The following is a 14,078-nucleotide window of genomic DNA, read 5'->3' on the forward strand; positions in this document are numbered from 1 at the left end:
CATATTTACCACCGTTTTTCAAACTTGTTACGCAGGTAGATGGCCAGGCCGTTCATCGCGAGCAGGAAGACCAGCAGCACGATGATGGCGGCGGACGTTTTTTCGACAAAGCCCTTCGACACTTCGTCGGACCACAGGAATATCTGCACCGGCAGCACGGTCGCGGGGTCGGTGATCCCGCCCGGCGGCGTCGCGATGAAGGCGCGCATCCCGATCATCAGCAGCGGCGCGGTTTCGCCCAAAGCGCGCGCCATGCCGATGATCGTGCCGGTGAGGATGCCGGGCAGCGCCAGCGGCAGCACATGCTGGAACACCACCTGCACGGGGCTGGCACCGATGCCGAGCGCCGCGTCGCGGATGCTGGGCGGCACGGACTTGATCGCGTTGCGCCCGGCGATGACGATGACCGGCATGGTCATCAGCGCCAGCGTCATGCCCCCCACCAGCGCGGCCGAACGCGGCAGATGCATAAAGTTGAGGAAGATCGACAGCCCCAGCAGGCCGAAGATGATCGAAGGCACCGCCGCCAGATTGTTGATCGACACTTCGATAATGTCGGTCCACCAGCTCTTGCGCGCATATTCCTCCAGATAGAGCGCGGTCGCCACGCCCACGGGAAAGCTCAGCAGCAGCGTCACCAGCATGGTGAGCAACGATCCCTTGAACGCCCCCCAGATGCCGACCTGCGTCGGATCGGTGCCGTCGCTCCCTGTCAGGAAGCTCGCGTTGAACCCGGTCGACAACACGCCCTGCTGCTTCAGCCGCGCGACGGCGGCTTCGGCCTGCGGCGATCCCTTGCCCTTGGCGGCCAGGTCGATCACGGTCGAGGCGGGCACGCTGATGGTTTCGGTGCGGCTGAGAATCTTCGGGTCGGCCTTGATCGCGTCGCGGATGCTGGTCCAGGCGGTCGGCGACAGCAGCGCGTCGGCGTCCGGCCCCAGCGCCTTCTTCGCGACCTCGCTCGTCACCATGGGCAGGTTCGCGCCGACCAATCCCTGATCGGTGATATTGGCGGGGTCGAGCAGCAGCGGCGAGGCCGGGAAATCGACTTGCAGCGCGATCTCCGTCCGGGTGAAGCCGCGCAGCCCGTTGCCCAGCATGGTGAACAGCAGGAAGGCGAGGAAAGCGGCGGAGAGCATCACCGCGAACAGGCCCATGAGCTTGAAGCGCCGTTCGGCCGCATAACGCCGCGCGATCCGCTTCTGCATCACGTCCGACTTCCAGTCGGTGGGGTTGCGCGTCGCACTCATTCGTAAGCCTCGCGATATTTCTTCACGACCCGCAGGGCCACGATGTTGAGCAGCAGGGTGACGATGAACAGCACCAGCCCCAGCGCGAAGGCCGCCAGCGTCTTGGCGCTGTCGAACTCCTGGTCGCCGGTCAGAAGCTGGACGATCTGCGTCGTCACTGTCGTCACGCTGGAAAAGGGATTGAGCGTCAGGTTCGCGGCAAGGCCCGCCGCCATCACCACGATCATCGTTTCGCCGATGGCGCGGCTCACGGCCAGCAGCACGCCGCCGACCACGCCGGGGAGCGCCGCAGGGATCAGCACCTTGCGGATCGTCTCGCTGGTGGTCGCGCCCATGGCGAGGCTGCCGTCGCGCATCGACTGCGGCACGGCGGCGATGCTGTCGTCCGCCATGGACGACACGAAGGGGATGATCATCACCCCCATCACCAGTCCCGCCGCCAGCGCGCTTTCCGAACTCGCGCCATGAATGCCGACGCTCACCGCGAAGTCGCGGAGCGCAGGCGCGATGGTGAGCGCCGCGAAATAGCCGTAAACCACGGTCGGGACGCCGGCCAGCACCTCAAGGATGGGCTTCATCCATTTGCGGACCTGCGGCCGCGCATATTGGGTCAGGTAGATGGCGCTCATCAGGCCCAGCGGGATGGCGACCACCATGGCGATGATCGCGCCGATGAAGATCGTGCCCCAGAATAGCGGCACCGCGCCGAACGCATCCTTGTTGCCATAACCCAGCGCCGCCGATTGCGGCGACCATTTGGTCCCGAACAGGAAGTCGACCGGGTTCACCATCGAAAAGAAGCGGATCGATTCCCACAGCAGCGACACGACGATGCCCAGCGTGGTCACGATCGCCAGCAGCGACGCGATCAGCAGCGACGCCATCACCAGCCGCTCGACCCGCGTGCGCGCCCGGAAATCCGGCCGGACGCGGGTGAAGGCATAGGCTCCGCCCGCAAAGGCGAGCACCAGCGCCAGCACCGCGCCGATGACGCCATATTCGCTGATCGCCGAACGATAGGGTTCGACCAGCGCCTGCGCGGCGGGGTTGAAGGCGGCGGCCTGCGCGCCCGACGCGATGTTGCGCGCCTCGCCCAATATGGCGGATCGGGAGAAGGCATCGGCGGGCAGGCTCTGCGCCGCCGGGTCGCTCAGCACCGTCTGGGTGATCAGGCCGGGCGACACATTGGCCCATATGGCGAGGAAAATGGCGGCGGGGATCAGTGTCCACAGCGCCACATACCAGCCATGATAGCCCGGCAGGCTATGTACGGCATCACGCCGCCCCGACGTCCGCGCCACGGTTTGCAACCGCAGCGCGCGCGCGCGTGCGCTGACCCAGGCGATCGCGCCAAGGCCAGCCAGCAGCAGGAAGATTGCAGGTCCGGTCATCGCTGTCGCTTATTTCAGGACCGAACCATCCAGCACGGTCAGCGATTTCACCGCTTCCGCGCTCGCCTTCCGCACATCGTCGGGCGCTGCGACCATGCCGCGCTTGGTCAGCGGGCCGTCCGGCCCCCAATTGGCGGCGAAGGCGTTCAGATAGGCCTGAAGCCCCGGAACCGCCTGCATATGCGCCTTCTTGACGTAGATGTAGAGCGGACGCGCGCCCGGATACTGGCCGGTCGACACCATTTCATAGGTCGCCTCGACGCCGTTGATCGGCACGTCCTTCAGCGTATCCTTGTTTTCTTCCAGGAAGCTGAAGCCGAAGATGCCCAGCGCGTTGGGATTGGCGCCCAGCTTCTGCACGATCAGATTGTCGTTTTCGCCCGAGTCCACATATTTGCCGTCCTCGCGGATGCGGGTGCAGGTGGCCTTATATTCGTCCTCATTCTTTTCCTTGAGCGCCTTCATCGCCTCATCGCTCTGGCAGCCCTTCTCCAGGATCAGTTCGGCCAGCGAATCGCGCGTGCCGCTGGTCGACGGCGGGCCGAAGACGGAAATGGGAATGGCGGGCAGGCTGGGGTCTACATCCTTCCAGCTCTGCGCCTTGTTCGGGCCCTTGCCATAGGGGTTGGCGGCCAGCGCCTCATAGACGATCCTGGGGGTCAGCTTGAAACCCGGTCCCTTGCTCGATTCGGCGAAGGCGAGGCCATCGACGCCGATCTGGATCTCCACGATGTCCTTGACGCCATTTTGCTGGCACATCTCGAACTCGGCCTTCTTCATGCGGCGCGATGCATCGGCGATGTCGGGATATTGCGCGCCTACGCCCGCGCAGAACAGCTTCATGCCGCCGCCCGTGCCGGTCGATTCGATGATCGGCGACTTCATGCCCGGATTGCCCTGCACGAACAGTTCGGCGACCGCCGTGGCGAAGGGATAGACAGTGGAGGAACCGACCGCGCGGATCTGGTCGCGGGTTCCGCCCGCGCCGCCGCCGCCCTGATCGCCGCAGCCGGCAAGGGTAAGCGCGGCCACGGCCGTCGCGGCAAAGAGAGCGAAATGCTTCACGGAAACCTCCATCATTGCAAAGGCCGCGATTCGCTGGTCGCCGCCCCCCGATGGGTCTGCGCCTAGCTGCGGTTCATCGCGCCTTTGTGACACTCAGGTTTCAGTTTCATGACAATAGGATAGGAAAGCCGGAAAAACGCTATCCTTTCTTCATCTCACTCTTGATTTCGCCCGCAGGCATCTTCGGCAGCAGCACGGAAATCGTCGTGCCCTCTCCCACGATGCTGGCGATGTCCATCCGCCCGCGATGGCGCTCCACGATATGCTTGACGATGGCCAGGCCCAGCCCGGTGCCGCCCATGGCCCGGCTTCGGCCCGAATCCACGCGATAGAAACGCTCCGTCAGGCGCGGCAGATGATCGGGCGCGATCCCTTCGCCCTCGTCCGCCACGATGAGGCGCGTCATGCCGCTCGGTCCTTCCGTCAGGGTCACGCGGATCGGCGTGCCGGGCCGGCCATATTTGGCGGAATTGCCGATCAGATTGTGCAGTAACTGGGAAAGCTGCGCGCGATCGCCCCGGACGGGCGGCAGACCGGCGTCGATACTGATTTCCACCTCCGCCCCGCGCTCGCCATGGCTGGTGCGGAACACGCCCGCGACTTCCGCCACCAGGCCAGAGAGATCGACCGCGCTGTCGGGCGCGCGATATTTGTCGGCTTCGATCCGCGACAGGGAGATAAGGTCGTCGATCAGGCGCTGCATCCGCCGCGCCTCGCCGTCCATGATCTTCAGGAAACGCTGGCGTGTTTCGGTGTCCTTGCCCAGTTCCGGGTCGGCCAGCGTTTCGATGAAGCCCAATATCCCGGCCAGCGGAGTCCGCAATTCGTGGCTGGCATTGGCGACGAAATCGACCCGCATCCGCTCCGCCGCATGGGCGCCGCTATGATCGACCAGATGGACCAGCCGTCCCATATCCTCCGCTGCGCCAAAAGGCGCGATCCGCATCTGCCAGCGCTGTTCCCGCGTGCCGAGGCCCACCAGCTCCACCATGTCCGCTTCGGTCATCGCCGCCATGTCCGTCAGCCTTTCGGCGGCTGCGGGATGGCGGATGGCGATGCGGGCGTCCTCTCCCTCGATATGCGCGCCCAGCAGCAGCCGCGCGGCGCGATTGGCGCGCAATATGCGCCCTTTCCCGATCAGCAGAAGCGGATCGGCTATGCCCTCCAGCAGGTCGGCAAAGCCGGGATGGTTGATCAGCCTGGGCGATTGCGGCACGCGCTCCGCGCTTTGTTCGGAGACGTCATGTTCGCCGCCCCGGGTGCAGATCAGCAGGACGAGCAAGCCCGCCAGCACAGGCAGCGCGATGGCCAGCGGCGATGCGCCCAGCAAAAGCGCGCCGCCCGTGCCGAGCAACAGCATGGCGATGGAAGCCGTGATCTGCGATATGCTCAGTCGATTCATGGTTACCGCGCTGGATTCTTCCCGCATTTGCTGCGATGGCTAAGGGCATAGCGCGTAGAATTTACGCTTTGGCAAGCGCGATAGCGGATCATGACGAAATGAGCGAGCCCATGACCGGACAGGACGATCCCCAGCAGCGCCTCCCGCAGGAGCGGGAAGACGCCGCGCACGAGCCGGTGTCGTCCCGGCGGCAGTTGCTGATGGGCGGCGCGGTCGCGGCGTCCGCCATCGTGTCGATTCGTCCGGCGCTCGCCAACACGGCGGCCTCCGTGCTCAATTGCACCATTCCCGTGCCGGATCAGGCGCGGGCGGGCAATTATATCGCGCCCAACGGGCAGGTCGTGCCTGCCGGAACGCCCGGTGCCTTTCCGGCGGCCGGGCGCAGCTATACCGGGGAACAGGTGAAGCAGGCGTTGCGGGGACGGCCGCTGCCCGGCGCCGGCTATGAGCAGAATCAGGCTTATCTGAACTATATCCGCCGCCTGCAATCGGGCACCAGCGGTTTTACCTGCTACGCCTCGCTCCAGATGCCGCGCTGATTGAAAGGGAGCGGATGGAGCTTCCGCGCGTTGACGTCGCCATATTGCGGCGCATCGTTGAGAGGCTTTCATGTTTCATGCCCATCCGCCGATGGCGGCGTCCCTTTTCATCGCGATCTATCTCTATGAGCCTAGCGACGGCGGGTTGGATCGGGTCGCGATTCTGTTCGCCAATCATCTCGTTCAGCGCGGCGTGCGGGCCGAATTGTGGATGGCGCGAACGGAAGGGCCGGTCGCGAGGCTGATCGACCCCGCCGTCACGGTGCGCCGCGTGCCTTCGCCGCCTCTGGAGCGGCGCTTGGCCATGATCGCGCAATTTCCCGGTTTGGCGGTCATGGTACGGCGGCATGGCCCCGATGTCCTCTATTCCGCCGGGAATCAGAGCAACATGCTGGTGGCCCTGGCGGCGCTGGGAACCGGCACGCGCGCGGTGGGACGCATTTCCAATCCCTTGATCCGTCCCGGTCAAAAGAGGCTGGCCGCTCATTTCCGCCTGCGCCGCTTCCGCGCCATAGCGCGCGCCAGCGCGATGACTATCGTGATGGGCGAGGCGGACCGCCGCCTGCTGACCGCGGCGGGGCCGTTGGCAGCGACCGATGTCCGCCTGTTGCCGCGTCCCAGCGTGACGCCCGCGATGGACGCTGCGTTCGCGGCGCGAAAGCCTCGCCAGCCGGGCGATCCTTGCCGCCTGCTGATGGTTGGCCGTCTTGCCGTGCAGAAGGATCATGCGACGGCGTTACGTGCGGTGGCTCGCCTGCCGCACCTGGACTGGCGCTTGCAAATCGCGGGCGATGGTCCGTTGCGCGATGAACTGATCCAGCTTTGCGGAGCGCTGGGCATAAGCGACAGGGTCGCCTTTCCGGGTTTCATCGCCGATCCGCAGCATGTCGCCGCACTGATGGGACAGGCCGACCTGCTGCTCCAGCCGTCCCGCTGGGAGGGGTTGGCGGGGACCGTCATCGAAGCGCTGGGCTGCGGCGCCGGCGTGGTGGCGACCGACAGCACGCCCAACATCCGTCCCCTCCTCCAGGCCGCGGGGCAGCATGATCCTGTGCCCGTCGGCGATGACGCCGCTTTCGCGCGGGCCGTCGAATGGGCATTGGGCCATCCCGCGCCGCTCCCGCAACTTGCATCCGCCACCGCGCCCTATCGTCTGGCCGATGCGCTGGACGGATATGCCGGCGCTTGCCGCAGCCTGGCCGGAAACAGGCCGCACCGGTTCAGGGAAAGCTCGCTCATCCGCCCCTGATGCGTTAGGCACCTGCTTACCCCTTTGCGCTATGGCGGGGCGGCAATCATCGGGGGCAGAGCCGTGACAGTCGATCAACGCTATTGTCGGGAGAGGGAAGGGAACATCCTGTCTCGAACGCTTGGCGACATAGGGCTGCTCTATCATCGCCCCTCGGGCCAGACCCACATAGTCATCAGTCCCGTGCCGGAAATCCTGGAGGCGATGGAGGATGACAGCCCGGTTTCCGTGGGCGATCTGCTCCAGCGCCTCTCCCGGCGATTTGATCTTGGCCCGCAGGAGACCGCCTTGCCGAAGATCGCGGCGCATCTGGCCGATATGGCCGCGCTGGGCCTGATCCGCGCCGTCGCATGAAGCATCGCGTCACCCTTCGCATCGGTCCGGCGACGTTCCGTATCGGATCGGCATGGTCGGGACCGATAGGGGAGTTGAGGCGCCTCTATGCGGACTATCCCGCGCCTTCGGGCGGCCTGGCCGATTTCACCGTCCGGCTGGAGCCTGCCGGCCTGCTGCGCCGCTGGCTGCGGCCGTCCATCTTCATCACCGGGGACCATGGCCTTGCGGACGCCGCGCCGATGAGCCTTGCCCATAGCCTGCTGGCGGCGGAAATGGGAATGAACCTGCAAATGGCGCTGGGCTGGCGGCGGCACCTGCTGCTGCACGCATCGAGCGTGGAGAAAGACGGGCGCGTCCTCCTCATGAGCGGCGAGTCGGGGTCGGGGAAATCCACCCTCGCCGCGCAATTGGGCGAACGCGGCTGGCGGCTGATGGGGGACGAGTTCGCGCTGATCGATCTGGCGGCGGGAGCCGTGCTGCCCTTTCCTCGCCTCGTCTCGCTCAAGAACCGGGCGATAGACGTGATCGCGGCGGACGTGCCCGCCGCGCGCATGGGACCGCTGCTTGAAGGCACGGCCAAGGGCGATATTCGGCACATGCGTCCCCGCGCCGATGCGGTGGCGCGGATGGATGAAGGCGCGCCGCCCGCGCTGCTGCTGTTCCCGCGCTTCGGTCATGCCTCCGCGATCCGGCCGATGGGACAGGGCGAGACATTCATGCGCCTGACGCAGGCGTCGACCAATTATGTGGCACTGGGGGAAGCGGCCTTTGCCGCGCTGGGCCGGTTCGTGGACGAAGTGCCCGCTATGGCGATGGACTTCCCATCCGGCGACGAGGCCATCGCCATGGTCGAGCGGCTGTGGGAGGAGAGGGCATGAGCGCCCTGCCGCTCGTGCGCGCCTTGCGGAGGCCGGAGAGCGCCGCCGCCTTCTCGCCGGAGCAATGGAACGTGCTCATCGCCATGGCGCGGGCGGAACGGTTGATCGGCACGCTGGCCTTGCGGATCGGCGACGGGGCGGTGCCTGGCGAGGTGCGCGCCGTTCTGGCAGACGCGCGGCTGGATGCGGAGCGGGAGGCGCGGCAGGCTCTTTGGGAAGCGGATCGCGCGGCGGCGGCGCTAGCTCCGCTGGGCTTGCGGGTCGTGCTGCTCAAGGGCACGGCCTATGCCGCGGCGGGGCTGAAAGCGGGGGCGGGGCGCTTCATCGGCGATCTCGATATTCTCGTGCCGCGCGATTCCATGGATGCGGTGGAGAAGCATCTGATCGCGGCGGGATGGGAGTGGGTGAAGTCCGATCCCTATGACGACGCCTATTACCGGCAGTGGATGCATGAGTTGCCCCCGTTGATCCATCGGGATCGGGACCGGATGATCGACGTGCATCACACCGTCCTGCCCTTGACGGCGAGGCAGACGCCCGATGCCGAGGCCATGATCGCCGACGCCGTTCCCGTATCCGATGGCTTATACATCCTGTCGTCGGAGGACCGGGTCTGCCATGCGGTGGCGCACATGCTGGCTGACGGCGATCTGGCGGGCGGCTTGCGGAACCTGTGGGACATATATTGCCTGCTGGGGGAGGCTGACCCGGCGGCATTGGAGACGCGCGCAGAGCGGCATGGTCTCTTGCCCCATGTGCGGCAGGCAAGGCGTCTGGCTGATGCGCTTTACGGCGAGGGGCGGACGCGGCTGACATTGTGGGACCGCATCGTCATTGCCCGCCTTTTGGCTCGCGACGGCTGGGGAAGGGAGACGCGCAAGGGGCTGCGATTCGCCTTCTATCTCCGCTCCCACTGGCTGCGGATGCCCCCGTTGATGCTGGCGCGGCACCTCCTGACCAAATGGCGCAAGGGGTATCGGCCGGCTTAGGCGAGGCGGTTATGGGGGTGGGGAGCGGTCATCTCCCATCTCTCTTCCTAGGGCACAACCAAACCTAACGAGATCCCAGCTTTCGCTGGCATGACGGAGGTTGAAGGTCTGTTATGGCCGAAACCAGCCGCAGGAACCCTGATCAGTCCGCCGCTCTTTCCTCGGCCTTGGTGGGGCCGCCCATGGCGACCGGCGGCCGGGTGTTCATCGCGATCAGATAGTCGGGACCGGCGACGAAGGGGATCGGGTTGATGGCCTGTCCGTCGACGCGGACCTCATAATGGAGGTGGCTGCCGGTCGAACGGCCGGTCGAACCCATCAGGCCGATGACCTGGCCGCGCCGCACATAGCTGTTCGCGGCCACCAGCACCTTCGACATATGGCCATAGCGCGTTTCCATGCCGTGACCGTGCGAAATCTGGACGAGGTTGCCATAGCCGCTGGCCCAGCCGGAACGGTTCACGATGCCGTCGGCGGTGGCGTAGATCGGGGTGCCGACGGGACCGGGGATATCCACGCCCTTGTGCATTCGCGCGCCGCCGTTGAACGGATCGGAACGCACGCCGAAATTGGATGTCAGCGACAGTTTCTGAACGGGACGGCCGGAAGGGATATAAGCGGTCGACTTGGCGTTGCCATCCATGCGCTGGAGGCTGGAGAAAAGGTTGGAGAAACCGACATCCGACGGCCCAAGGGCGCTCATGTTGATTTCGGATGCGTCGCCATAGGGATCGTCGTCGTCCGAAGCATGGGCCGGAGCCGCCGCACACAATGCGCCCGCGATGCCCACGCCGCCCATGAATTTCACTGCTTTCACGGCAGAATGGAACAAACGCGCACCACGATCATTTATCGAACGAATTGACATGCCGACCCCGACTTTTCCCGGAGGCTTATTGCCTCTCGGCCCTCTCCGTTTGACTTCAAGCGAACTCAATCACCCCGCGACTGAGTGCACAGTGCAAATACCGGCTCATGTTGCAAGCGCGTCATAAAAATCGCGCGTTAAACCGGCTTGTCGCCGCGCCGAGTCGTTGAACGGCGGTTTAATCGGACCACGAAAATGCCTTTTCACAAGGATTTGGTAATGATTGGCGGGGTCCGCCCCCCATTCGTTCCGTCGCGGCGCAAAACCATTTCGTCCCTGCGGCGACATGGCGAATCTCATCTGTCATGATTCGGCCCAACATGCGCGCGGACGTTACGTCGCCCGCGCCTTCGAACCGCTCGATGGTGGCGGGCGTGATGTCGAGCGCGCGCGCCTCCAGCACCATCGGCACGATGGCGAGCCGGGCGAGCGCGTCGCCCGCTGTCTCTATCGCCGCCTGCCAGAGGCCGTCATGAGCGGGCAGCGCGCCATAGAAACTCCCCATCTGACGCAGCCGCCGGTCGAGCAGGGCGAAGTGCATCGCCTCCTCTGCGCCCACCTGCATCCAGTCGCCGGTGAAAGCCGCCGGGAATCGCCCACCGAACCGCCCGATCAGGTCGAAGGCAAGGTCGATGGCGACAAACTCGATATGAGCGAGCGCATGGAGCATCGCGATCCGGGCCCGCTCCGACCCGATCTTCCCCCGGCGCGGCATCCGGTTGGGCGGCAGCAGTTCCGGCGCGTCCGGGCGCGCGGGCCGATCCGGCATCGCGGCATCGAACCGATGCGCCAGCGTTCCCAGCCGCCACGCGCGCGCCGCCGCCCGCGCTGCCATCAGCTTGCCGCGCGGATGGGGGGTCAGCAGCACATGGGCGCAGGCCGCCCCCACGCTGTCGATGGCGGCAGGCAGGGTCAAAGCGCCTTCGCCGCCTCCAGCACATCGGCGGCATGGCCCTTCACCTTCACCTTGGGCCAGACGCGTGCGATCCTGCCGTCCGCGCCGATCAGGAAGGTGGACCGTTCGATCCCCATATATTTGCGGCCATAAAGCGACTTTTCGACCCATGTGCCAAAGGCTTCGCAGGCCGCGCCCGGTTCGTCCGAGGCGAGCGTGACGGTGAGGCCGTATTTGTCCGCGAATTTCTTGAGTTTCGCAGGCTTGTCCTTGGAAATGCCGACCACCGGCACGCCCAGCTTCGCGAAATCCGCGCCCAGTTCCGTGAAATCCTTCGCCTCATTGGTGCAGCCGGGCGTGTCCGCCTTGGGATAGAAATAGACGACCGCCGGCTTGCCCCGATAGCGGTCCAGCGTGAAATCCGCGCCGTCCGCGTCCTTCAGCGCCACGTCGGGCGCGCTGTCGCCTTGTTCCAGCATCATCGGTTCTCCTCGAATGGCGCGGCAAGCGCTTGCCATGCCGCGCGCACGCTTTGCCGCGCATGGGTGTAGCTGTCCAGCAGCGCGTCCCAGCTTTCCTTGCCGCAGGCCCGCGCCACCAGCGCCCGGCTGGCTTCGCGCGGTTCGGTCGATTTGGGCGAGACGAGCCGCGATACCACCAGATAGCGGGTGATGAGGTCATGTGCGTCGACCAGATCGCGGGGAAGACGGCCTGCCTCGACCAGTTCGGCCAGCGCTTTGCCCAGATCGGGATCGAACGCCGTGCCGTAATGGAATTGCGAGATGTGGATCAGGAATTCGAGGTCCACAAGGCCGCCCGGCACCAGCTTCACGTCCATCTCGCCGACCGGCGGTTTGTGCTTCGCGATGTCGGCCCGCATCTTCACCGCATGACGCGCCAGATCGTCGAAATCGCGTGGCCGCTCCAGCGTTTCGGTGAGGATGGCGTTCAACGCTTCGCGGGCCTGCGCGGAGCCAAAGACAGGCCGTGCGCGGGTGAGCGCCAGATGCTCCCAATCCCACGCATCCTCCCGCTGATATCTGGCGAAGCTGTCGAGGCTGACGGCGAGCAGCCCCTGCGCGCCCGAAGGCCGAAGCCGCGTATCGACTTCATAGAGCGGCCCGGCGGCGGTCGCGACGGACAGCGCATTGGTGATCCGCTGTCCCAGCCGGTTGTAATATTGCGTCGCGCCCAGCGGTTTGCGCCCATCCGATTCCGCCATGAAGTCGCCGGTGAAGAGATAGACGAGGTCGAGGTCCGATGCGTGCGTCAGCACGCCGCCGCCCATCCGGCCAAGCGCCAATATGACCAGTTCGCCGCCCGGCACCTTGCCATGCTGCGCCTCGAACTCCTTGATGGTGGCCCGCCCCAGCGCCTCGATGGCGGCCTCCGCGACGCGGGCATAGCCGCGCCCGACCTCCAGCGGGTCGCTGCCCCGGATGATCTGCGCGCCCAGCGCAAAGCGCCGGTCGCCCACCTTCTGCCGCACCCGGTCCAGCAGCGTCTGGTAATCCTCGCCCCGTTCGAGATGCGCGAACTGCTCCGCCAGCGCCTCCACGCAAGGCGGCGGGTCGAAGGCGGATGTGTCGATCAGCCCGTCGAGCAATTCCGCCCGCCGCCCCAATGCATCGGCCAGCGTCGGCGCATGGCTCAATATCTCCGCCAGCAATTCGACAAGGCCGGGCCGCGCGGCCAGCAGCTTGAAGAAATTGATCGCGCTCGGCAGCCGCCCGATCATGTCATCCAGCCGGTTGAGCGCCCGGTCCGGGTCCGGCGCTTGCCCCAGCGCGCGCATCAGGCCGGGCAGCAGTTCCTCCAACGCCTCGCGCGCCGGGGCGCTGCGGAGCGCGCGCACATTGCCGCTGCGCCATCGGGCCACGCGGGCGAAGGGCGTTTCCGCATCGGCAAAGCCCATCTCGCCAAGCTGTGCCTTCAGCTTGCCCTCGTCATGGGAAAGGCCGGCATCCTCCTGCTCCGGGGTCAGCCGGTCATAATTGCGCCCGACCCATTCCACATCGGGCCGTAGCAGATCCAGCAGCGCGCCGCCGTCCGACAGCCCGTGCAGCCGCGCCACATTATCCAGCGCTTCGGCCTGCTTGGGCAGTTCGTGGGTCTGCCGGTCCTCCACCATTTGCAAGCGATGCTCGATGGTGCGGAAGAGGACATAGGCTTCGTCCAGCCGGGCCGAAACCTCCGGCTCGAACACGCCCGCCTGCGCCAGCGCCGCCAGCGCCTCGCGCGTGTTGCCCGGCCGCAGCGCCGGATTACGCCCGCCATGGATGAGTTGATGCACCTGTGCGAAGAACTCCACCTCGCGGATGCCGCCGCGCCCGCGCTTGAGGTCATAGCCCGGCCCGAAAGCCTGTCCCTGCGCATAATGGTCGCGGATGCGGCGCGATATGTCGGTGATCGCGTCGATAGCCCCGAAATCGAGATTCCGCCGCCAGACGAAGGGCCGGATCGCCTGCATGAAATAGTCGCCCAGCGCGATGTCCCCCGCGGCAGGGCGCGCGCGGATGAAGGCGGCCTGCTCCCATCCCAGGGCCGTCGATTCATAATAGCCGATGGCTGCCTCTATAGGGAGCGCGATGGGCGTGGCTTCGGGGGAGGGGCGCAGCCGCAGGTCCACGCGGAAGACATAGCCGTCCCCGTCCCGCGCGCTCAGCAATTCGCTCATCCGCCGCCCGATGCGGACGGCGGCGTCCGCCACATCCTCCCGCTCGCCATGGGGCAGGGTGGCGGGGTCATAAAGCAGGATGGGGTCGATGTCGGACGAATAATTGAGTTCCCGGCTGCCATGCTTGCCCAGCGCCAGCACCACAAAACCGCGCGGCTCCGCGTCGGGATAGCGTTCCGCCATGGCCGTGCGCAGCGCTTGCTCCAGCGCCTCGTCGGCGAAGTCGGACAGGGTGCGCGTCACGCGGTCGAGGCCCCATGCGCCCGCAAGGTCCGCCGCCGCCGTCACCAGCGCCAGCGCCCCGCGCCGCCGCCGCAGCGCGCGCGCGACATTGTCGTCGCCCTCCGCCACCGCCCGCGCAGCCGTCATGGCCGCGTCGAGATCGCCGCTTGCCAGTACCTCCGTCACCGCCGGAAAGCGATCCATCAGCCGCGCCAGAAAGGGCGAATGCGCCCGTATCCGCGTCTCCACGTCCGCCCACTCTTCCACCATTCCGTCTCCCATCGGCACAGCCTATCGCGTCCGCTTGCGACGAAATC

12 protein-coding genes and 1 pseudogene are annotated in these 14,078 nt (G+C 66.2%); 5 read left to right on the top strand and 8 right to left on the bottom strand.

Annotation, left to right across the window (positions count from 1 at the left end):
- Nucleotides 1-5 precede the first annotated feature (5 nt).
- The 4 genes from pstA to IQ35_RS04085 form a co-directional block, all read right to left on the bottom strand.
- The gene (pstA, locus tag IQ35_RS04070) at nt 6-1,250 is read right to left on the bottom strand and encodes a phosphate ABC transporter permease PstA (protein ID WP_062063876.1); all 1,245 of its coding nucleotides are present in this window, start codon (nt 1,248-1,250) and stop codon (nt 6-8) included.
- Entirely contained in the window at nt 1,247-2,641 is a 1,395-nt protein-coding gene (gene pstC, locus IQ35_RS04075; protein WP_021245708.1) for a phosphate ABC transporter permease subunit PstC, read from the bottom strand. Before pstC ends, pstA begins: the two co-directional genes overlap by 4 nt.
- Nucleotides 2,642-2,650: 9 nt before the next feature.
- On the bottom strand, nt 2,651-3,706 hold the full coding sequence (locus IQ35_RS04080) for a substrate-binding domain-containing protein (protein ID WP_145072038.1): 1,056 nt from the start codon (nt 3,704-3,706) through the stop codon (nt 2,651-2,653).
- 139 nt (nt 3,707-3,845) lie between these two features.
- Nucleotides 3,846-5,108, bottom strand: a complete 1,263-nt coding sequence (locus IQ35_RS04085) for an ATP-binding protein (RefSeq protein WP_145072039.1) — start codon at nt 5,106-5,108, stop codon at nt 3,846-3,848.
- 98 nt (nt 5,109-5,206) lie between these two features.
- Here IQ35_RS04085 and IQ35_RS04090 point away from each other — a divergent pair, with 98 nt between their 5' ends.
- From IQ35_RS04090 to IQ35_RS04110, 5 genes are all read left to right on the top strand, one after another.
- A complete protein-coding gene (locus IQ35_RS04090; protein ID WP_031291543.1) occupies nt 5,207-5,647 on the top strand; it encodes a hypothetical protein in 441 nt (146 codons plus the stop codon).
- A gap of 70 nt (nt 5,648-5,717) precedes the next feature.
- Nucleotides 5,718-6,896: a glycosyltransferase gene (locus tag IQ35_RS04095; protein ID WP_021245704.1), complete on the top strand. Its 1,179-nt coding sequence runs from the start codon at nt 5,718-5,720 to the stop codon at nt 6,894-6,896.
- Between the two features lie 63 nt (nt 6,897-6,959).
- Nucleotides 6,960-7,250, top strand: a complete 291-nt coding sequence (locus tag IQ35_RS04100) for an HPr-rel-A system PqqD family peptide chaperone (RefSeq protein WP_145072040.1) — start codon at nt 6,960-6,962, stop codon at nt 7,248-7,250.
- Nucleotides 7,247-8,110 (top strand): HprK-related kinase A, encoded by an 864-nt coding sequence (locus IQ35_RS04105; protein WP_021245702.1) that lies wholly within the window; start codon nt 7,247-7,249, stop codon nt 8,108-8,110. Before IQ35_RS04100 ends, IQ35_RS04105 begins: the two co-directional genes overlap by 4 nt.
- Nucleotides 8,107-9,099 (top strand): nucleotidyltransferase domain-containing protein, encoded by a 993-nt coding sequence (locus IQ35_RS04110; protein WP_145072041.1) that lies wholly within the window; start codon nt 8,107-8,109, stop codon nt 9,097-9,099. The genes IQ35_RS04105 and IQ35_RS04110 overlap by 4 nt, the downstream gene beginning before the upstream one ends.
- A 142-nt stretch (nt 9,100-9,241) precedes the next feature.
- Here the strand turns inward: IQ35_RS04110 and IQ35_RS04115 are convergent, their stop codons facing one another.
- The 4 genes and pseudogenes from IQ35_RS04115 to IQ35_RS04130 all read right to left on the bottom strand — a co-directional run bounded on the left by IQ35_RS04115 (nt 9,242) and on the right by IQ35_RS04130 (nt 14,043).
- Nucleotides 9,242-9,898: a M23 family metallopeptidase gene (locus IQ35_RS04115; RefSeq protein WP_236614782.1), complete on the bottom strand. Its 657-nt coding sequence runs from the start codon at nt 9,896-9,898 to the stop codon at nt 9,242-9,244.
- A 174-nt stretch (nt 9,899-10,072) separates the two neighbouring features.
- A pseudogene (locus IQ35_RS04120) lies at nt 10,073-10,883 on the bottom strand (ferritin-like domain-containing protein).
- Nucleotides 10,880-11,341, bottom strand: coding sequence for a thioredoxin-dependent thiol peroxidase (gene bcp, locus IQ35_RS04125; protein WP_145072074.1), 462 nt, complete (start codon nt 11,339-11,341; stop codon nt 10,880-10,882). Before bcp ends, IQ35_RS04120 begins: the two are co-directional and overlap by 4 nt.
- On the bottom strand, nt 11,341-14,043 hold the full coding sequence (locus tag IQ35_RS04130; RefSeq protein ID WP_376699482.1) for a bifunctional [glutamine synthetase] adenylyltransferase/[glutamine synthetase]-adenylyl-L-tyrosine phosphorylase: 2,703 nt from the start codon (nt 14,041-14,043) through the stop codon (nt 11,341-11,343). Before IQ35_RS04130 ends, bcp begins: the two co-directional genes overlap by 1 nt.
- Nucleotides 14,044-14,078: the final 35 nt, after the last annotated feature.

The sequence above is a fragment of the Sphingobium wenxiniae genome (assembly GCF_007830065.1).
Taxonomy (GTDB): domain Bacteria; phylum Pseudomonadota; class Alphaproteobacteria; order Sphingomonadales; family Sphingomonadaceae; genus Sphingobium; species Sphingobium wenxiniae.